The sequence below is a fragment of the Prauserella isguenensis genome (assembly GCF_014191605.1).
Taxonomy (GTDB): domain Bacteria; phylum Actinomycetota; class Actinomycetes; order Mycobacteriales; family Pseudonocardiaceae; genus Prauserella; species Prauserella isguenensis.
Window position 1 is genome coordinate 651,546 of sequence record NZ_JACHWU010000003.1, and the last position, 19,690, is coordinate 671,235.

Genomic DNA, 19,690 nt, shown 5'->3' on the forward strand with positions numbered 1-19,690 from the left:
GGGATGTTCAGCGCGCGCCGCATGCGGCAGGCGAACCCTGCCTGTGTCGGCGCGTGTCTGCGCACCAGCGCCGTTCGCCACCACGGACGGCGCGCACCCGGCTCATCCGAGCCAGACAGGATCCACACAACGGCGTGTGGTCGACGTTTCGGTGTCATGCCCGCCGCCGGAAGGTGGACGGGCCGCCATCGACGAGTCCCCTACTGACCTATCGCACCACCAGGCCGCACCGTTAGCCGACCGGACCACACCCCGGCCGGCTGGCAGCGCGGCCTGGCTGTGCCGAGCCAAGGAGGGCGGCAAGCCGTGACCCGCCACGCACCGCGTAAGCCGAACACCGGTCTCTACGACGAGCAGTACGAACACGACGCCTGTGGTGTCGCTTTCGTCGCCGACCTGTCCGGCCGTCCCGACCACGAGATCGTCCGAAAAGCCCTGGTTGCGCTGAGCAACCTCGAGCACCGTGGCGCGCGCGGCGCCGAGACCGAGACCGGCGACGGCGCCGGGATCCTGATCCAGATCCCGGACGCGTTCTTCCGGGAGGTCACCGACTTCGAACTGCCCGAACCCGGTACGTACGCGGTCGGCACGGGGTTCCTGCCGACCGACGAGACCGCCCGCGGCAAGGCGATGTCGGCGATCGAGCGCATCGCCGCCGAGGAGCGCCTCCGCGTGCTCGGCTGGCGCGACCTGCCGGTCGACGCCGAGCACGTCGGCCCGAGTGCTCGCGAGGCGATGCCGTACTTCTCGCAGGTGTTCCTCGGCTCGCAGCGTGACGGCGACCACGCGCTGACCGGACTCGAACTGGAACGCGCCGCATTCGTCGTGCGCAAGCGTGCGGAGCACCAGCTCGAAGAGGCCGGTGTGTACTTCCCGAGCCTCTCGGCGCGCACCATCGTCTACAAGGGCATGCTCACCGAGCCGCAGGTCCCGAAGTTCTTCCCGGATCTGACCGACGAGCGCGTCGTCAGCGCGATCGGCCTCGTGCACTCGCGCTTCTCCACGAACACGTTCCCGTCGTGGCCGCTGGCACACCCGTACCGGTACGTGGCGCACAACGGCGAAATCAACACGCTCAAGGGCAACCGCAACTGGATGGACGCCCGCGAGTCGCAGCTCGACACCGATCTCATCCCCGGGCCGCTGCGGCGGATCTACCCGGTGATCACGCGCGGTGCGAGCGACTCGGCCTCGTTCGACGAGGTGCTGGAGATGCTGCACCTCGGTGGCCGGTCGCTGCCGCACGCGGTGCTGATGATGATTCCGGAGGCGTGGGAGAACCACGCCGAGATGGACCCGGCGCGCCGCGCGTTCTACGAGTTCCACGCCACGATGATGGAGCCGTGGGACGGCCCCGCGCTCGTGTCGTTCACCGACGGCACCCAGATCGGCGCCGTACTCGACCGCAACGGGCTGCGCCCCGCGCGGTACTGGGTCACCGACGGCGGGCTGGTCGTGCTGGCCAGTGAGGCCGGCGTGCTCGAGCTGGACCAGTCGTCGATCGTGCGCAAGGGCAGGCTCGAACCGGGCCGCATGTTCCTCGTCGACACGGCCGAGGGCCGGATCATCGACGACGAGGAGGTCAAGGGCCAGCTCGCCGCCGAGAACCCGTACGCCGAGTGGCTCGAGACCGGCAGGCTGAAGCTCGACGACCTGCCCGAGCGCGAGCGTGAGGTGCCCACGCACTCCTCGCTCGTGCGCAGGCAGCAGGCGTTCGGCTACACGGCCGAGGAACTCGACGTGCTGCTCGAGCCGATGGCCCGCACCGGTGCCGAGCCGATCGGGTCGATGGGCAACGACTCCCCGGTCGCCCCGCTCTCCAGTGGTCAGCGGCCGATCTTCGACTACTTCACGCAGCTGTTCGCCCAGGTCACCAACCCGCCGCTCGACGCGATCCGCGAGGAGCTCGTCACGGCGCTGGGCACGCAGCTCGGTTCGGAGCCGAACCTCCTCCAGGCCGGTCCGGAGCACGCCCGCAAGATCGTGCTGCCGTTCCCGGTGTTGGACAACGACGACCTGGCGAAGCTCGTCCACGCCAACGACGACGGCAACCTGCCCGAGTTCTCGTCCCACACGGTGCACGGCACCTACGAGGTCGCGGGCGGCGGTGAGTCGCTGCAGCGCAGGCTGGACGAGATTCGCGCCGAGGTGTCCGAGGCGATCGCCGACGGCGCGCGGCTGATCGTGCTGTCGGACCGCGGTGTGGACGCCGACCATGCGGCGATCCCGTCGCTGCTGCTGACCGGCGCGGTGCATCACCACCTGGTGCGCGAGAAGAGCCGCACGCAGGTCGGGCTGATCGTCGAGTCCGGCGACGCCCGCGAGGTGCACCACATCGCGCTGCTCGTCGGCTACGGCGCAGCGGCGGTGAACCCGTACCTGGCGATGGCCACCGTCGAGGAGCTCGCCGAGCAGGGCCGTGTCCCCGGCGTCACCGCCAAGGAGGCGACGACCAACCTCATCAAGGCACTCGGCAAGGGTGTCCGCAAGACGATGTCGAAGATCGGCGTGTCCACAGTGGCCTCGTACACCGGCGCGCAGATCTTCGAGGCGATCGGCCTCGGGTCCGAGGTCGTCGACACGTGCTTCACCGGCACCACCTCGCGACTCGGCGGCGTCGGGTTCGACGTGCTGGCCCGCGAGGTCACCGAGCGGCACCGGCGCGCCTTCCCCGCCGACGACGTGCGGCCCCACCACCGTGAGCTCGCCACCGGCGGCGACTATCAGTGGCGCCGCGAGGGCGAGCCGCACCTGTTCAACCCGCAGACGGTCTTCAAGCTGCAGCACTCCACGCGGTCCGGCAAGTACGAGATCTTCAAGGAGTACACGAAGGCTGTCGACGAACAGGCCGAGGAGCTGATGACGCTGCGCGGCCTGTTCAAGTTCAAGGAGGGCGAGCGCCCGCCGGTGCCGATCGAGGAGGTCGAGCCGGTCTCCGAGATCGTCAGGCGGTTCGCCACGGGCGCGATCTCCTACGGCTCCATCTCGGCCGAGGCGCACGAGACCCTCGCCATCGCGATGAACCGGCTGCAGGGCAAGTCCAACACCGGTGAAGGCGGCGAGGACCCGGAGCGGCTCTACGACCCGGAGCGGCGCAGCGCGATCAAGCAGGTCGCGAGTGGACGGTTCGGGGTGACGAGCGAGTACCTCGTCAACGCCGACGACATCCAGATCAAGATGGCGCAGGGGGCCAAGCCCGGCGAGGGCGGCCAGCTGCCCGGCGGCAAGGTCTACCCGTGGATCGGCAAGACCCGGCACTCGACGCCAGGGGTCGGGCTCATCTCCCCGCCGCCGCACCACGACATCTACTCGATCGAGGACCTCAAGCAGCTCATCCACGATCTGAAGAACGCCAACCCGGCCGCGCGCATCCACGTGAAGCTCGTGTCCGAGGTCGGCGTCGGCACGGTCGCCGCGGGTGTGTCGAAGGCGCACGCCGACGTCGTGCTGATCTCCGGCCACGACGGCGGCACCGGCGCATCCCCGTTGTCGTCGATCAAGCACGCGGGCGGCCCGTGGGAGCTCGGCCTGGCGGAGACGCAGCAGACCCTGCTGTCGAACCGGCTGCGCGACCGGATCGTGGTGCAGACCGACGGCCAGCTCAAGACCGGCCGTGACGTACTCATTGCGGCGCTGCTGGGCGCCGAGGAGTTCGGCTTCGCGACCGCGCCGCTGGTGGTGTCGGGCTGCATCATGATGCGGGTCTGCCACCTGGACACCTGCCCGGTCGGCGTCGCGACGCAGAACCCCGCACTGCGGGAGAAGTTCAGCGGCAAGGCCGACTACGTGGTGAACTTCTTCGAGTTCATCGCCCAGGAGGTGCGCGAGTACCTGGCGGCGCTGGGCTTCCGGTCCATCGCCGAGGCCGTCGGCCACGCGGAGTTGCTCGACACCCGCGACGCCGTCGACCACTGGAAGGCCGAGGGTCTCGACCTGTCGGCGATCTTCGAGGTGCCGGAGATCGAGCCGGGTGCGGCCCGCCGCCAGATCGTCGAACAGGACCACGGGCTCGACGCCGCGCTGGACAACACGCTGATCCAGCTGGCGGAGGGCGCGCTGCGGTCCGGCGACCGCGTGACGCTCGACCTGCCGGTGCGCAACGTCAACCGCACGGTCGGCACCATGCTCGGGCACGAGCTGACGAAGCAGTGGGGCGGCGAGGGCCTGCCGGACGACACGATCGACATCACGTTCACCGGCACGGCCGGGCAGGCGTTCGGTGCGTTCGTGCCGAAGGGCATCACGCTGCGGCTGCTCGGTGACGGCAACGACTACGTCGGCAAGGGCCTCTCGGGCGGGCGCATCACGGTGCGGCCGCCGCACGACTCGCCGATCGTGGCCGAGGACCACATCATCGCGGGCAACGTGATCGGTTACGGCGCCACGGGCGGTGAGCTGTTCCTTCGCGGCAAGGTCGGCGAGCGGTTCTGCGTGCGCAACTCGGGCGCGCTGGCCGTCGTCGAGGGCGTCGGCGACCACGGCTGCGAGTACATGACGGGCGGGCGCGTGGTCGTGCTCGGGAACACGGGCCGCAACTTCGCGGCGGGCATGTCCGGCGGTGTGGCCTACGTGCTCGACCTCGACCCGGTTCGCGTCAACGGTGAGATGGTCGACCTGGAAGGACTCGACGAGGAGGACGTTGAGGTCCTGCTCGAAGCCGTCGAGAAGCACTACACCGAGACCGGGTCGGCCGTGGCGCACGCGCTGCTCACCGATTGGGAGTCCGCACTGCCGCGGATCACGAAGGTCATGCCGAAGGACTACAAGCGTGTCCTGCAGGCCCGCGCTCAGGCGGAGCGCGACGGCAGGGACGTGAACGAGGCGATCATGGAGGCGGCTCATGGCTGACAATCGCGGAGTTTACGAAGCGGCAGCCATGAGCCCCGACCGGGCGTGGGTGTCCCACAAGACACAGGAGGCGGCTCATGGCTGACCCCAAGGGTTTTCTGAACACGAAGCGGGAGACGCCGAAGTCTCGTCCCGTCGACATCCGGATCAAGGACTGGCGTGAGGTCTACGAGGACTTCGAACGTACGAAGCTGAAGGACCAGGCGGGCCGCTGCATGGACTGCGGCATCCCGTTCTGCCATCAGGGGTGCCCGCTGGGGAACCTGATCCCCGAGTGGAACACCCTGACATGGCGGGACGACTGGGCCGACGCGATCGAGCGGCTGCACGCGACGAACAACTTCCCGGAGTTCACGGGCACGCTGTGCCCCGCGCCGTGCGAGACGGCGTGTGTGCTGGGGATCAACGACGATCCGGTGACGATCAAGCGCGTCGAGATCTCGATCATCGACCGCGCGTGGGAGGAAGGCTGGGTCACGCCGCAGCCGCCGACCACGAAGACGGGCAAGAAGGTCGCGGTCGTCGGGTCGGGCCCGTCGGGCCTGGCGGCGGCGCAGCAGTTGACGCGTGCGGGACACGACGTGGTCGTGCTCGAGCGGGCCGACGCGATCGGCGGGCTGCTGCGCTACGGCATCCCCGAGTTCAAGATGGAGAAGCACCGCCTGGACCGGCGTCTCGACCAGATGCGCGCGGAGGGCACCGAGTTCCGCACCAACGTGAACGTCGGTGTGGACATCACCGCGGACGAGCTGCGCGCGCAGTACGACGCGGTCGTGCTGGCGGGCGGGGCGACGGCGTGGCGCGACCTGCCCGCGCCCGGCCGTGAGGCCACAGGCGTCTACCAGGCGATGGAGTACCTGCCGCCGGCGAACAAGGTGGCGAGCGGCGAGCTCGACGTCTCGCCGCTCGACGCGGCGGGCAAGGACGTCGTGGTCATCGGCGGCGGCGACACCGGCGCCGACTGTGTGGGCACGGCCCATCGGCAGGGCGCCAGGTCGGTGACGCAGCTGGAGATCATGCCGAAGCCGCCGGAGTCGCGCGCCGAGGCGCACCCGTGGCCGACGTACCCGATGATCTACCGCGTCTCCTCGGCCCACGAGGAGGGCGGCGAGCGGCTGTACTCGGTGAACACGCAGGAGTTCGTCGCCGACGCCGACGGCAATCTGCAGGCGTTGCGGATCGTCGAGGTGCAGCGCGCCGAGAGCGGCGGGTTCGAACCGGTCGAGGGCACCGAGAAGGAACTGCCCGCGCAGTTGGTGCTGCTGGCGATGGGCTTCGTCGGGCCGCAGAAGCAGGGCCTGATCGAGGACCTCGGCGTCGAGCTGGACGAGCGCGGCAACGTCGCGCGGGACGCGGATTTCCGCACGAGCGTGGACAACGTGTTCGTGGCCGGCGACATGGGCCGCGGGCAGTCGCTGATCGTGTGGGCGATCGCCGAGGGCAGGTCGGCGGCCGCGGGCGTCGACGCGCATCTCACCGACCGGGACATGCTCCCGGCGCCGATCGCGCCGACGGACCGTCCGATGTCGTAACACCGCAGGTTCGACACCCGGCGGCGGGTGGGCGCGCGTTCCCGACGGAGCCGCGCCCACCCGCCGCCCGTGTTCCGGGTCCCGGGGCCTGTGTTGCGGATTCCGGGGCCTGTGTTGCGGCTTCCGGGGATCGTGTTGCGGTCCGCACACGCTGCGTCGCAGGTCTCGATCCGGTCGCGGTGAACGCGCAAATGTTCAGCATTGCTCAACATCCGTGCCACCCGACGTCCAACGGTGACGGCGAGACTGCGACGTATGTCCCCTTCCGGAGTATCCCGACGTTCCGTCCTGTCCGCCGCCGCCGTCACCCCCGCGGTCGTGGCGGCTTCCGGCGCCGTCACCGCGGCGCCGGCACAGGCCGCCCCGCACGGCCACCCGTCATCCGAGGGCGTGAGGTTCACGTTCGCCGTCCTGCCCGACATCCAGTACCTCATCGACGAGGGTGGTTCGGACCACGAGCCGGTGCGCGAAAGTCTGCGATGGGCCGTGCGGGAGCGACGCAACCGCAACGTCGCGTTCCTCGCCCAGCTCGGCGACCTGACCGAGCACGGCACCGAGGCCGAGATGCGCATCGCCGACAAGGTCTTCCGTACCGGTATCGACGGCAGGCTGCCCTACAGCGTGCTGGCGGGCAACCACGACGTGTCCGGTGACGACCAACGCGGCGACACGCCGTACCTGCGCACGTTCGGACCCGAGCGGTTCGCTGGGTCCGGCTCCTACGGCGGCTCGTCTCCCGAGGGCTACAACAGCTTCCACACCTTCGAAGGCGGCGGCCGCACGTGGCTGGTACTCGCCCTCGACTGGCGCGTCTCCGACGCGGGAATCCGTTGGGCGCAGGGAGTTCTGGACCGGCATCCGAAGCTTCCGGCGATCCTGACGACGCATGACATCGTGTGGGCCGACGAGTCCGGCGACGCCACGCTGTCCGATCACGGCAGGCACCTGTGGGACGGGCTGGTCCGCGGCAACGACCAGATCTTCCTCGCACTGGGCGGGCACTACTGGCCGTGCGGGCGGACGACGCTCACCAACGACGCGGGAAATCCGGTCCACGTGCACATCACGAACTACCAGGACCGCTACTACGGCGGTGCGGGCATGCTGCGGACGTACGCGTTCGACGTCGCCCGCGGCCGCATCGACGTCGAGACGTTCTCGCCGTGGCTGCTGGGCAAGAAGGACCGCACGCCGTTGGAAGCCGAGACGGTGGAGCTGACCGGTGACGTCGACCGGTTCAGCATCGAGATCCCGTTCACCGAACGGTTCGCGGGGTTCGCACCTCCCGCGAACCCGCCGTCACGGCCGGCCTCGGAGATGCTCGTCGCGGGGACGACGGCGTACTGGCGGTTCGACGAGGAGGGATTCGCCGGTGCGGGCGAGGACGGCGCACCGGTGACCGGCGGCGCGGTGGCCCGTGACCTGTCCGGCAACGGCAACGACCTCGTCGCCCTGCGGCTCCACGACGGCCCCGCCGACGTGCTGACGTGGTCGGCCGACCACCACGTCGGCGCACCCGCCCACGCCGGTGTCCGGTTCGACGGCGGCAAGAATCCGGACCGCGGCGCGGTGCTGCACACCCGTTCGGGCGCACCGGTCAACACGGCGACGTTCGAACACGGCTACACCATCGAGACCTTCTTCCGCCTGCCCGAGCCGTTCGAGGGCGACCACGCGTGGATGGGCGTCCTCAGCTGGGAGGGCCGCGCGGGCGACGCGGGCAAGGACGGTGGCTACTCCACCGACGACGCCGTGTGCAGCCTGAACGTCACGAGCGAACGCTTCCTGCAGTACGTCGTGTACCCGACGTCGAGCAACGACGATCCCACCTGCTGGAGTCACGCCGTCCCGATCGGACGGTGGACGCACGTCGCGATCGTCAACGACGGCGAGCACACGGTGGTCTACGTCGACGGGTCGAAGATCAGCCGCAACGCGGTGCAGCGGTCGAAGGGCATCTCGACGGTCGGCAAGCCGTTCGCGATCGGCGGCACCCAATCGGGTGGACGCTTCGGGCAGGGTTTCTACGGCCACATCGGTGACACGCGCATCGTGTCGCGGGCCCTGTCACCGAAGGATTTCATGCTGCCCGGCTGACACGGCTGCACGCGACGAAGCAGCCGCGGGTCGGCGCCGTCGGGTCGTGGCCGGGTGCCGAATGCACCACACGCGGTGCCGAGTGGAGGGCACGCACAACGGGAAGGACGAGCGGTGCGGGCCACATCGCGTTGACTTCCCGCGCCGGGCGGGCCTAGCCTCGAACGGCTCATGCGATGACGGCTGGAAGCCGGTGAGAACCCGGTACGGTCGCGCCACTGTGATCGGGCGTGTGCGCAACTTCGCGCGCCCCGTAGTCAGACCCACCGCCATCGCCACCCACCGACCGGGCCGCGACAAGCCCAAGGAGGTACCGCGATGTCGCAGACGCACGTCGTCTCCGTCCCCCGTTCCACCGCCCATCCGGGTGCCGTCCGTATCCCGCTGCGGGAGATCGTGCCGTGGGCGGTCTTCACCACCGTGCTGGCGCTGCTCGTGCTGCTGTTCGTCACCACCGAGGCGGGCGCCGTCTCGGTGGTGTCGGACGGTCTGGTCCACGAGTTCGTCCACGACGGCCGGCACTTGCTGGCCTTCCCCTGCCACTGACCGGGCGGGGGAAACGATGATGAGGACCTTGTTGGTCCGCGGCATGCTCGCGGGCCTCGCCGCCGGACTGCTCGCGACCGTGTTCGCCTTCTTCGTGGGTGAACCGCCGGTCGACACCGCCATCGGACTCGAGGACTCCCCCAGCACGGAATCCCACGCCGACACACGCGGCGAAGCCCGACCCGGCCACAGCGCGCCACACGACGACACGGCGTCCCACGGCCACAGCGCGCCACACGACCACAGCGCCCCACACGACCACGCCGCCCCGCACGACCACGCCGAATCCTCCGGCCATGCCGCGGAATCCGGCGCCACATCCGGACACGCGCACGGTGACGACGCGCTCGTCGGCCGTGGGGTGCAGAGCACGTTCGGTCTGCTGACCGGCGTGACCGGGTACGCCGTCGCGGTGGGTGGCCTGTTCGCGATCGCGTTCGCCGTCCTGCAGGGCAGGGTGACCACGCTGCCGCCCCGCGTGTCGGCGGCGCTGCTCGCCGCGGGCGGATTCACCGTGGTGGTGCTGGTGCCGTTCCTGAAGTATCCGGCGAATCCGCCTGCGGTGGGCCAGGCCGGAACGATCGAGGACCGCACCGCCCTCTACTTCGGATTCCTGGCGCTGTCGGTGGTCGCCGCGATACTGGCGATGGCCGCCGGCAGAGCGGCGGCCGACCGCGTCGGTGCCGCGAGCGGCGGCCTGCTGGGCGTGGGTGCCTACGTCACCGTGATGGCCGTGGCGGGGGCGCTCCTACCCGCGGTCGACGAGGTGCCGAACGACTTCCCCGGCTCCCTGCTGTGGGACTTCCGCCTCGCCTCGCTCGGCACGCAGGTAGTGCTGTGGGGCGCGCTCGGCGTCACCTTCGCCGTGCTGGCCGAGAAGGCCCTCGGGTCCCGGGCGCCGCAGGGAACCGGCGGCCCGGTTGCGGTGCGTCAGTGACGGCGGATCGCGGCGACGCCCGCGGTGACGGTCAACGAGGCCAGCCCGACGAGCCTCGACAGGCGCACGGCGCGTCCGAGGTCTGCGGCTTGCGGCGACGGACCGTCACCGAGCGTGCCGCGGTCCTCGGTGCGCCCGCCGTAGACGTTGGTTCCGCCCAGCCGCACACCGAGCGCGCCCGCGAACGCGGCCTCGACGGGACCGGCGTTGGGGCTCGGGTGCCGATGGGCGTCACGGCGCCACACCCGCAGTGCACGGGCGGGCCGCCCTCCGACGCCGGGTGCGGTGACGGCGGCGGCCAGCGCCGACAACCGCGAGGGGACGAGGTTCGCGACGTCGTCGGCCCGCGCGGCCGCCCAACCGAAGCGTTCGTACCGGGCGCAGCGGTGCCCGACCATCGCGTCGAGGGTGTTCAGTGCGCGGTAGCCGAGCAGCCCGGGCAGGCCCGCGAGCCCGCCCCACACGAGCGGCGCGACGACCGCGTCCGAGGTGTTCTCGGCGATCGATTCAGTCGCGGCGCGGGCGAGTCCCGTGCCGTCGAGTTCGGTGGCGTCACGCCCGCACAGGTGGCCGAGCCGGGCGCGCGCTCCGGGCAGGTCGCCCGCCTCCAGGTGTCGGGCCATGACGTCGCCCTCGCGGGCCAGTCCCGTCCCGCCGAGCACGGCCCACGTGGTGACGGCGGTGGCGGCGAACCGGGCCGCCGGCCTGCGCCGGGTCACGGCCGACAACGCCGCTCCGGCCGCGACCGCGCCGCCCGCACACACTCCCGCGTACGCCAAGCCGCGCAGGCGGGAGTCGGCCCACATGCGCCTCTCGAGGGCCGCCGCAGCAGTGCCGAACAGCGCGACGGGGTGTCCCCGCCGAGGGTCGCCGCCGACGACGTCGGCCGCGTACCCGGCAACGATCCCGGCGACGGTGACAGCTTGAACACGGATCACAGCGCTCACCCTAACGAGTGGTCCAGAATGCCCTGCATGACGAACGATGCGAAGAGGCGTCTCGCCGAGTCCGCGGCTCGCCGCCTCGAGGCCGCGGCCTCGGCGCTGCGCGGCCGCGGGCAGCCCACGAAGCGGGTCAACGACGTCGACGGCGGCAAGACGCTCGTGCTCGGCGGCGTGCGTTCGGGCAAGTCGCGGTACGCCGAGGAGCTCGCGGGCAGGTATCCCGCGGTGACCTACATCGCCGCCGGGATGCCGCCGAGCGACGACGACCCCGAGTGGAGCGCCCGCGTGGCCGCCCACCGCGCGCGCAGGCCGTCGCACTGGACGACCGTGGAGACCGGCGACGTCACGGCCGCCCTGCGCGACGCCGACTCCCCGGTGCTCATCGACTGCCTCGGAACGTGGTTGACGCGCGTGCTCGACGAGTCCGGGGCGTGGGAGCAACGCGACGGCTGGCAGCAACGCGTGGACGAACGGCTCGGTGCGTTCGCCGACGCGTGGCGGCAGGCCGCCGTGCCCGCGATCGCGGTGAGCAACGAGGTCGGCAGCGGCGTCGTTCCCGCGTCGGCCTCGGGCCGCATCTTCCGTGACGTGCTCGGGGCCCTGAACACCGCCGTGGCCACGCATTCCGACGCGGTCCGGCTGATCGTCGCCGGCCGTGTGCTGACGCTGGAATAGGAGAACACCGTGCAGATCCCCCCACTCGACGACCGCGCCCGCGACGAGGCGCTGCAGCAGCTCGACGGGCTGGTCAAGCCGGTCGGCGCACTCGGCAGGCTCGAGCACCTGGCCGCCTGGCTGTGTGCCGCACACGGTGAGGTGCCGCCGCGCCGGCTGGACGACGTGCGGGTCGTGGTGTTCGCGGGCGACCACGGGGTGTCGGTCTCCGGGGCGGTGTCGGCGTACCCGCGGCATCTGACGGCGGCGATGGTGCGGGTGTTCCTGGCGGGTGAGTCCGGCGTGAACGTGCTGGCCCGCGAGGTCGGCGCCCGGGTGCGGGTGCTGGACCTGGCGGTGGACGACCCGCTCGACGACGTGCCCGACGACGTGCGGCGGCACAAGGTCCGGCGCGGTTCCGGCTCGATCGACGTCGCGGACGCGCTCGAACCCGGTCAGGCGCGGCAGGCGTTCGACGGGGGTGCCGCGGCCGCCGACGCCGACATCGACGACGGGGCGGACCTGCTCGTTCCCGGCGACATGGGCATCGGCAACACGACGATCGCCTCGGCGCTCGTGGCCGCGGTGCTGGGGCTGCCTGCCGAGGACGTGGTCGGCACGGGCACCGGTGTCGACGGCGACGGCCGCGCCCGCAAGGTGGCGGTACTCGAGCGAGCACTCGCGCGCGCAGCCACCGACGATCCGTTCGCGGTGCTGACCTCGCTGGGGAGTGCGTGCGCGGCGGCGACGGCGGGGTTCCTGGTGCGTGCGGCCGAGCGGAAGGTTCCGGTGGTGCTGGACGGCGTGTTCCCGTGCGCGGCCGCGGTCGTGGCACGGGAGATCGCACCGGGTGCCGAACGGTGGTGGGTCGCCGGGCACCGGTCGACCGAACCGGCGCAAGCGTTTGCCCTCAAAGCCTTGGGTCTGGAACCGATTCTCGACCTGGGGTTGCGACTGGGCGAGGGCAGCGGCGCCGTGCAGGCCGTTCCGGTCCTGCGCAACGCCCGCGCCGTGCTGGCGGGCATGGGACGGCTGGCCGACCTTGGGTGAGCACGAACCCACCACCGGCTCGGGCCCGGAAGACGGTGCGGCGTCCGGGCCTGCCGCGGGCGACGGCCTGCGCATGGCGTTCGGCACGCTGACGGCGTTGCCCGTGCCCGCACCGACCGCCATCGACCGCCGCGTCGCGGGAACGGCCATGACGGCCGCGCCGCTCGCGGGACTCGCACTCGCCGCGGCCGCGGGCATCGTCGTCTGGGTCGGGGGGCTGATCCAGCTGCCGTCGTTCGTCGTGGCGGCACTGGCGCTCGCAACGGTGGCGCTGACGACCCGTGGACTGCACCTCGACGGCCTCGCCGACACCGCCGACGGGCTGAGCGCCTCCTACGACCGCGGGCGAGCGCTCGACATCATGCGCCGCGGCGACGCCGGACCGACGGGCGTCGCCACCCTGGTGCTGACGCTGCTGATCCAGACCGGTGCGTTGGCGGGCGTGGTCGCGGCCGGCGCCGGTGTCACGGGCATCGTCGTGGCTCTGGTCGCCAGCCGTGTGGTCCTGCCGCTGTGCTGTACGCGGTTCGTACCGTCGGCGCGGCCGGAAGGTCTGGGTGCGGCGGTGGCCGGCGCGGTCCCGGTGCCGGTCGCCGCGGCGGTCGCGCTGACGGTGGCGGCGCTGTCGGTGCTGGCCGGATTCGACCCGGCGATCGCGTGGTGGCAGGGCCCTGCCGCGGTGCTGGCAGGGTGGTGCGTGGCGGGCGCGCTGCTCGGGCGATGCGTGCGGCGGCTCGGCGGCATCACCGGCGATGTCCTCGGCGCCTGCGTCGAGACCGCCCTCGCCGCAACGCTGGCGATCCTCAGCATCTGACCCGGGACAACAACCCCGCGCGTGTGCTGCACTCGGCTACGCGTCACCCGGCCCTCCCCACGAGGACACAGCTCCGACCGCGTCAGCCGTTATCTCTGAGGTCATCGACATGCGTCGTCACCGCCACCGATCATGGTGCCGAGAAGAGAGGGGCAGCGATGACCACGACCGCATGGTCCGAGTTCGACACCGACACCGCCGTCACCGCATCCGGGGACGGCCACTACTCCACGACCGTCTCGGACCGCTGGGCGATACGCGAGGGCGTGGCCAACGGCGGATATCTGCTGGCATTGTGTGTGCGGGCGCTCGGCGATCAGATGGCGATGCCCGACCCGCTGGTGGTGTCGGCACACTTCGTGCGGCCCGGCACACCCGGCCCCGCCGAGATCGCCACCGAGGTCGTGAAACAGGGCCGCAGAACGGCGACCGGCTGTGCCCGTCTGTCCCAGCAGGGCGGCGCGGTGCTGCTCGCGCAGGCCACGTACGCCGACCTCGAGGGGGTGTCCGCTCCGGCCGCCGGCAACGGCCCGGTCGCCCCGCACGACTCCGTCGCCCCACCCGAATCGGTCGCGTTCACCAACACCGCACCCGCGCTCGCCGGACCGGAGACCTGTACGGATCCGCTGACGCTGAGCGAGCAGCCCGGCGCCACCGTGGCCGCGCGCATCGAGTACCGGCTCGATCGGGTCCCCGGTTTCTGGTACGGCACGCCGTCCGGGGAGCCGATCTCCGAGTTCTGGATGCGGTTCGCCGACGGGCGCGACGCCGACACGACCGCCCTCGCGATGCTCGTCGACGCCGCTGCCCCCGTCGCGCTCGACCTCGGCGTGGGTGGATCGTCGACGATCGAGCTCACCGTGCACGTCCGGGCCAGGCCCGCACCGGGTTGGCTCGCCTGCCGCGCGTTCACGAAGCATCTGTCCGGCGGACACCACGAGGAGGACTTCGAGATCTGGGACTCGCGCGGCGTGCTGGTCGCCCAGTCCCGGCAGCTCGCCCTCGTCCGGTGACCGCGCAGCCGGACGTGGAACGCCCCGTCCGAACGCACCACGGAATGCGGCGTGCTCGCGGGGCGGACGGCCGGCCGCCGAATGCAGAACATGCTGCCCGAAGGCAGAACGTGCGGGGCTGAGTGCAGGACAGGCGGTTACAGGAGAACCGCCAGCGCGTCGAGGAAGTCGTCCATGTCGGAGCGCACGGCGATACGCAGCCAATCCGGGCCGAGTCCGGGGAACGTGTCCGCGCGCCGCACGGCGTAACCCGCCTCGCGCAACGCCAGCCGGATCTTCTCCCCACCCGGCACCCGTACCAGCACGAACGGCGCGCGCGGCGTGCCTGCCACCTCGACGCCGAGATTCCGCAACCGGGAGACCAGCCGGTCCCGGTCCGCCTCGGCCTCCCGGGCCAGCGCCTCCGCCTCGGCCACCGCACCCGGCCTGCTGCAGGCCGTCATCGCCACGGCCGCCGGGGTCGACACCGACCACGGCGGCTGAAGCCCGCGCAACCGTTCGACGACCACGGGTTCGGCGAGCACATAGCCCGCGCGCAGCCCGGCGATGCCCCACGTCTTCGTCAGACTGCGCACCACGGCCACGCCCGGGATCCGTTCCGGTGCGAGGCTTTCCGGTTCGCCCGGCACCGCGTCGAGGAACGCCTCGTCGACGACGACGAGCCTGCCGGGTCGCGCCAAGGCCCGGATCGACGCCGCCGGGTGCAGCACCGACGTGGGGTTCGTCGGGTTGCCCACGAACACCAGGTCGGCGTCGGCGGGCACCAGGTCGGCGTCGAGCGCGAACCCGCCGGATTCGGTCAACTCCACACGGGTCACGTCGTGGCCCGCGGCGAGCAGCGCCGCCTCGGGCTCGGTGAACTGCGGGTGCACCACGACCGGCCTGCATCCGGGCCACGCCCGCGCCAGCAGCGTGAACGCCTCCGCACCGCCCGCGGTCGGCAGCACGTCCTCCCGGCTCCTGCCGTGCCGCGCCGCGATCGCCTCGACCGCCCCGGCCACGTCGGGGTAGGCGGCCACGGCCGACAGACTGTCGCGTAGCTCGGCCAACAGCCACTCCGGCGGCTGCGGCACACGGACGTTCACGGCGAGGTCCACGAGGCCGTCACCGACCTCGCGGTCGCCGTGATGCCACAGATCGACGTCGTGAGCCACTCTGCCGTCCCCGCCCGCGCTGCCCTCCGTGCCGATCATCGGGCCGCCCTCCGGTGCACCGCGTCGGCGAACGTCCGTGCCAGCTCGGGATGTCCCGCCCAGTGGACGTGCAGATAGGACGCGTGCAGCGTCGGACTCGCGAACCCCTCCGACTCGCCGTTCCAGCGCCACGCAGCCGTCGCGCCCGCGCGTGGTTCGACGACGGTGCGGTGGAACTCGTGCCCGCGCGCGGGGTCGCCCTCGGCGGCGAGCAGGTTGTCGGACGCCGCGGTGGCCGTCCGGTAGCCGAGCGCGCCCCGCCGGGTCATGCGGGCCGTGGCGTCCAGCGCGCCGACCATCGGCAGTCCGTCCAGTTCCCGGCACAGATACAGCAGGCCCGCGCATTCGGCGACCGCGGGCATGCCGCCGGCGAGGGCGTCGCCGATCGCGATGCGCAGCGGCTCGTTCGCCGACAGCCGCTCGAGATGCGCCTCGGGGAACCCGCCACCGAAGTACATGCCGGCACACTCGGGCGGCAACGCCTCGTCCCGCAGCGGGTCGAAGTCCACGACGTCGACGCCGTGGGCCGCGAGCAGCTCGACGGTCTCGGTGTAGCGGAACGTGAACGCCTCACCGGCCGCGGCGGCCACCACGGCGCGTGGTCCGCTGTGGACCGGGCCCGGTGACCACGGCTCGGCGGTCAGTGGCCGCGCTCCCCGAGCGACGCCCATGACCGCGTCGAGGTCCACCCCGCCCGAGATCCAGTCGGCCAGTTTGGGCAGCAGCTCCCGCGCGTCGGTCTCCCGCTCACCGGCGGGAACGAGTCCGAGGTGCCTGCTCGGCGCGTGGATGTCGTCGCTGCGACGGAGCGCGCCCAGCACGGGAATGCCCGTCGGCGCGAGCGCCCCACGGATCTCGTCCTCGTGCCGCTGCGAGCCCAGCTTGTTGAGGATCACGCCGGCGAGCTCGAGGTCCGGGTCGTAACGCGCGAACCCCAGCACGAGCGCCGCGACACTCCGGCTGGCCGCACTGGCATCGACGACCAGCACCACCGGGGCGTCGATCAGCCGTGCGACGTGCGCCGTCGAGGCGTAGCCGTCGGTGCCCAGCGCACCGTCGAACAGGCCCATCACGCCTTCGACGACCGCGACGTCGGCGCCGCTCGATCCGTGCTGCAACAACGGCACGACGCGGTGCTCTCCCTGCAAGAACGGGTCCAGGTTGCGGGCGGGTCTGCCGGTGGCCATCGCGTGGTAGCTCGGATCGATGAAATCGGGGCCGACCTTGTGCCCGGAGACCGCCGTACCGCGATCCCGGAGCGCGGCCATCAGTCCGGTCGCGACGGTCGTCTTCCCGTGCCCGGACCCGGGCGCGGCGATGACGACGCGCGCTACCACTCGATGCCCCGCTGGCCCTTTTGCCCGGCGTCCATGGGGTGTTTGACCTTCGACATCTCGGCGACGAGATCGGCGGAGTCCAGCAAGGCCTGCGGAGCGTTGCGGCCGGTGATCACCACGTGCTGACGGCCGGGCCGGTCCCGCAGCGTCTCCACCACGTCGTCGACGTCGACCCAGCCCCAATGCAGCGGGTAGGTGAACTCGTCGAGCACGTAGAAGTCGTGCGTCTCCTCGCCGAGCCTGCGTTTGATCTCCGTCCAGCCCTCGCGGGCGCTGGCGGCGTGGTCCTCGTCGGTGCCCTTCTTGCGGGACCAGCTCCAGCCCTCGCCCATCTTGTGCCACTCGACGGGGCCGCCCTGGCCTGTCTCGCCGAGCGTGCGCAGCGCGTTCTCCTCACCCACACGCCACTTGGCGGACTTGACGAACTGGAACACACCGATGTTCCAGCCCTGGTTCCACGCCCGCAGCGCCATACCGAACGCCGCGGTGGACTTGCCCTTCATCGATCCCGTGTGGACCGCCACGATCGGGCGGTTGCGCCGCTGCCGCGTGGTCAGTCCGTCGTCCGGCACCGCGGCCGGCTTCCCCTGCGGCATCAGGCCGCCCTCCGTTTCACCTCGTCGGTCAACTTCTCCGCCGCCACGTCCCCGACAGCCACGTGTTCCGCTCCGAGCCGGCCCGCCAGGGTCTTCGCCAGGCCGAGCCGCATGCGGCCGGTCTCACAGTCCATGACCACAGTGGACACGCCCGTGCGCGCCAGGCCGTCCGCGGCGGTGTGCGCACGGGCCAGCGCCTCCGGCCCGCTGGTGGCGCGGCCGTCGGTCACCACCACCAGCAACGGCCTGCGGTCGCCGTCGCGCAGCGCCTCGACCCGCAGCACCTCGGCGGCCCGCGTCAGCCCTTCGGCGAGCGGCGTGCGCCCACCGGTCGGCAACTGCTCCAGCCGGGCGGCCGCGACGTCGACGCTGCCCGTCGGCGGCAGCGCCACCTCCGCCTCGGACGCGCGGAACGTGACCAACCCGACCTTGTCCCTGCGCTGGTAAGCGTCCAGCAGCAACGACAGGACGGCGGTCTTCACCTCACGGATCCGTGCTTTCGACCCCATCGAGCCGGACGCGTCGACACACAGCAGGACGAGGTTGCCCTCCTTGCCTTCCCGCCGGGCGAAGCGCAGATCCCGGGGCAGCACGACCGGGCCGGCACCGTCGGCGCGTGGGCCACGCTGCGGCCGGTGCCGGGCCGCCGCACGCAAGGTGGCGACGAGGTGCGGCGATCCGCTCCGGGTGCCGTCGGGCCGGACGCCGACGATCCGGCCCCGCTCCCCTTCGGACCGGGAACGCCTGCCGTCCGCGCCGGAACCGGCGCCGTCCACGGTGAACAGCTTCGCCCGGTACGGCGTGTCCGTGCCTGCGCGCTGCTCGGTGCGCGGTGCGGCACCGTCCTGGCTCCCCGCGTCCGCGTCGCCGTGTTGCGGGCCCGGGGGCTCGTGTTGCGGATTCCGGGGCTCGTGTTGCGGGTTCTCGTCGGGCGCTCCCCCGCCGGGGCCGCCGTCGGGACCACTGTCGTCGGGACCACTGTCGTCGGGTCCACCATCGTCGGGACCCTCCGGGTCGCCCTCGCCCCCGTCGTCCGGGCCGTCGCCGTCCGGGCCGTCGCCGTCGGGGTCGTCCTCCGGTGGCTGGGCGTCCTGCAACGCCTGTTCGAGCTGTTCGGAGTCGATTCCCGGCGCGTCGAACGGGTTGCGCCTGCGCCGGTGCGGCAACGCCAGCCTCGCCGCGACGCGGATGTCCTCTGTGGACACAGTCGTGCGGCCGCACCAGGCCGCGTGCGCCACGGCGGTGCGTGCCGTGACGATGTCGGCCCGCATACCGTCGACCTCGAACGCCGCGCACACCTCGGCGATCTGCAGCAGCGCCTCGTCGGTCAACTCCACCGACGGCAACAGTTTGCGCGCCGCGGCGATCTCGGCGGCAAGGGAGGCGTCGTCGTCGGCATAGCCCGCGGCGAACGCGTCCGGATCCGATTCGTACGCGAGTCGCCGCCGCACGACCTCGACCCGCTCGGCGGCGTCGCGGCTGGACGAGACCTCGACGGTCAGCCCGAATCGGTCGAGCAGCTGGGGCCGCAGTTCGCCTTCCTCGGGGTTCATCGTTCCGATGAGCACGAACCGAGCGGCGTGCGAGACCGACGCACCTTCCCGCTCGACCGTCACCCGGCCCATCGCCGCCGCGTCGAGCAGCGTGTCGACCAGGTGGTCGTGCAGCAGGTTGACCTCGTCGACGTAGAGCATCCCGCGGTGCGCACCCGCGAGCAGGCCGGGCTGGAAGTCCGTGACCCCGTCGCGCAGCGCGCGTTCCAGGTCGAGCGAGCCGACGACGCGCTCCTCGGCGGCCCCGACGGGAAGTTCCACCAGCCGCGCGGGCCGCTGGGACGACGAGACCGTCCGGTGTGGACCGTCGGGACACGACGGGTCGGGCGCCTCCGGGTCACACGAGAACCGGCAACCGTCGACGACGTCCACATCGGGCAGCAGCCCCGCGAGGGCGCGCACCATGGTGGACTTCGCCGTGCCCTTCTCCCCGCGTACCAGCACGCCGCCGATCGACGGTGAGATGGTGCACAACAGGAGCGCCAGGCGCAGTTCGGCCATTCCGACGACTGCCGTGAACGGGTACGGCCGCATGCAGACTCCCTTGCTCGACGGCGGGTTTCCACGCCCACCGGG

The 19,690-nt window shown here is 71.8% G+C and carries 14 protein-coding genes; 9 read left to right on the forward strand and 5 right to left on the reverse strand.

What is annotated here, in order from left to right; translation table 11 throughout:
• The first annotated feature begins 306 nt into the window (after nt 1-306).
• The 5 genes from gltB (at nt 307) to FHS23_RS15800 (ending at nt 9,960) form a co-directional block, all read left to right on the forward strand.
• On the forward strand, nt 307-4,848 hold the full coding sequence (gltB, locus tag FHS23_RS15780) for a glutamate synthase large subunit (protein WP_183655605.1): 4,542 nt from the start codon (nt 307-309) through the stop codon (nt 4,846-4,848).
• A gap of 77 nt (nt 4,849-4,925) precedes the next feature.
• Complete coding sequence (locus FHS23_RS15785) at nt 4,926-6,380, forward strand: glutamate synthase subunit beta (RefSeq protein WP_183655607.1); 1,455 nt, start codon at nt 4,926-4,928, stop codon at nt 6,378-6,380.
• 255 nt (nt 6,381-6,635) lie between these two features.
• Nucleotides 6,636-8,477, forward strand: coding sequence for a laminin G domain-containing metallophosphoesterase family protein (locus FHS23_RS15790; RefSeq protein WP_183655609.1), 1,842 nt, complete (start codon nt 6,636-6,638; stop codon nt 8,475-8,477).
• A gap of 318 nt (nt 8,478-8,795) precedes the next feature.
• Nucleotides 8,796-9,023 carry a CbtB domain-containing protein gene (locus FHS23_RS15795; RefSeq protein WP_183655612.1) on the forward strand — a complete coding sequence of 76 codons (228 nt, stop codon included), beginning with the start codon at nt 8,796-8,798 and terminating at the stop codon, nt 9,021-9,023.
• A gap of 16 nt (nt 9,024-9,039) precedes the next feature.
• Nucleotides 9,040-9,960 (forward strand): CbtA family protein, encoded by a 921-nt coding sequence (locus FHS23_RS15800; protein ID WP_183655615.1) that lies wholly within the window; start codon nt 9,040-9,042, stop codon nt 9,958-9,960.
• On the opposite strand, the gene FHS23_RS15805 is transcribed toward FHS23_RS15800, so the two are convergent.
• On the reverse strand, nt 9,954-10,895 hold the full coding sequence (locus FHS23_RS15805; RefSeq protein ID WP_425501133.1) for a cobalamin biosynthesis protein: 942 nt from the start codon (nt 10,893-10,895) through the stop codon (nt 9,954-9,956). The genes FHS23_RS15800 and FHS23_RS15805 overlap by 7 nt on opposite strands.
• A gap of 39 nt (nt 10,896-10,934) precedes the next feature.
• Between FHS23_RS15805 and FHS23_RS15810 the strand changes: the two genes are divergently transcribed.
• From FHS23_RS15810 to FHS23_RS15825, 4 genes are all read left to right on the forward strand, one after another.
• Nucleotides 10,935-11,579, forward strand: coding sequence for a bifunctional adenosylcobinamide kinase/adenosylcobinamide-phosphate guanylyltransferase (locus FHS23_RS15810; protein WP_183655621.1), 645 nt, complete (start codon nt 10,935-10,937; stop codon nt 11,577-11,579).
• Between the two features lie 9 nt (nt 11,580-11,588).
• A complete protein-coding gene (cobT, locus tag FHS23_RS15815) occupies nt 11,589-12,608 on the forward strand; it encodes a nicotinate-nucleotide--dimethylbenzimidazole phosphoribosyltransferase (protein ID WP_183655624.1) in 1,020 nt (339 codons plus the stop codon).
• A 73-nt stretch (nt 12,609-12,681) separates the two neighbouring features.
• Entirely contained in the window at nt 12,682-13,422 is a 741-nt protein-coding gene (locus tag FHS23_RS15820) for an adenosylcobinamide-GDP ribazoletransferase (RefSeq protein ID WP_183656202.1), read from the forward strand.
• Between the two features lie 158 nt (nt 13,423-13,580).
• A complete protein-coding gene (locus FHS23_RS15825; protein WP_183655628.1) occupies nt 13,581-14,435 on the forward strand; it encodes a thioesterase family protein in 855 nt (284 codons plus the stop codon).
• 137 nt (nt 14,436-14,572) lie between these two features.
• Here FHS23_RS15825 and cobC read toward each other — a convergent pair whose 3' ends face one another.
• The 4 genes from cobC to FHS23_RS15845 are packed head-to-tail and all read right to left on the reverse strand — an operon-like array spanning nt 14,573 to nt 19,648.
• Complete coding sequence (cobC, locus tag FHS23_RS15830; protein WP_183655631.1) at nt 14,573-15,628, reverse strand: Rv2231c family histidinol phosphate aminotransferase CobC; 1,056 nt, start codon at nt 15,626-15,628, stop codon at nt 14,573-14,575.
• Nucleotides 15,625-16,965, reverse strand: coding sequence for a cobyrinic acid a,c-diamide synthase CobB (locus FHS23_RS15835; RefSeq protein ID WP_183655634.1), 1,341 nt, complete (start codon nt 16,963-16,965; stop codon nt 15,625-15,627). Before FHS23_RS15835 ends, cobC begins: the two co-directional genes overlap by 4 nt.
• A complete protein-coding gene (cobO, locus tag FHS23_RS23295; RefSeq protein WP_183655637.1) occupies nt 16,959-17,561 on the reverse strand; it encodes a cob(I)yrinic acid a,c-diamide adenosyltransferase in 603 nt (200 codons plus the stop codon). Before cobO ends, FHS23_RS15835 begins: the two co-directional genes overlap by 7 nt.
• Entirely contained in the window at nt 17,561-19,648 is a 2,088-nt protein-coding gene (locus FHS23_RS15845; protein WP_183655640.1) for a putative cobaltochelatase, read from the reverse strand. The genes cobO and FHS23_RS15845 overlap by 1 nt, the downstream gene beginning before the upstream one ends.
• Nucleotides 19,649-19,690 lie beyond the last annotated feature (42 nt).

What these genes read in the sequence shown, in the direction of transcription:
- FHS23_RS15825 (WP_183655628.1), top strand. Translation starts at nt 13,581, where the DNA reads ATGACCACGACCGCATGGTCCGAGTTCGACACCGACACCGCCGTCACC.
- FHS23_RS15790 (WP_183655609.1), top strand. Translation starts at nt 6,636, where the DNA reads ATGTCCCCTTCCGGAGTATCCCGACGTTCCGTCCTGTCCGCCGCCGCC.
- cobO (WP_183655637.1), bottom strand. Translation starts at nt 17,561, where the DNA reads ATGCCGCAGGGGAAGCCGGCCGCGGTGCCGGACGACGGACTGACCACG.
- cobC (WP_183655631.1), bottom strand. Translation starts at nt 15,628, where the DNA reads ATGATCGGCACGGAGGGCAGCGCGGGCGGGGACGGCAGAGTGGCTCAC.
- FHS23_RS15810 (WP_183655621.1), top strand. Translation starts at nt 10,935, where the DNA reads ATGACGAACGATGCGAAGAGGCGTCTCGCCGAGTCCGCGGCTCGCCGC.
- FHS23_RS15785 (WP_183655607.1), top strand. Translation starts at nt 4,926, where the DNA reads ATGGCTGACCCCAAGGGTTTTCTGAACACGAAGCGGGAGACGCCGAAG.
- FHS23_RS15795 (WP_183655612.1), top strand. Translation starts at nt 8,796, where the DNA reads ATGTCGCAGACGCACGTCGTCTCCGTCCCCCGTTCCACCGCCCATCCG.
- FHS23_RS15820 (WP_183656202.1), top strand. Translation starts at nt 12,682, where the DNA reads ATGGCGTTCGGCACGCTGACGGCGTTGCCCGTGCCCGCACCGACCGCC.
- FHS23_RS15800 (WP_183655615.1), top strand. Translation starts at nt 9,040, where the DNA reads ATGATGAGGACCTTGTTGGTCCGCGGCATGCTCGCGGGCCTCGCCGCC.
- FHS23_RS15845 (WP_183655640.1), bottom strand. Translation starts at nt 19,648, where the DNA reads ATGCGGCCGTACCCGTTCACGGCAGTCGTCGGAATGGCCGAACTGCGC.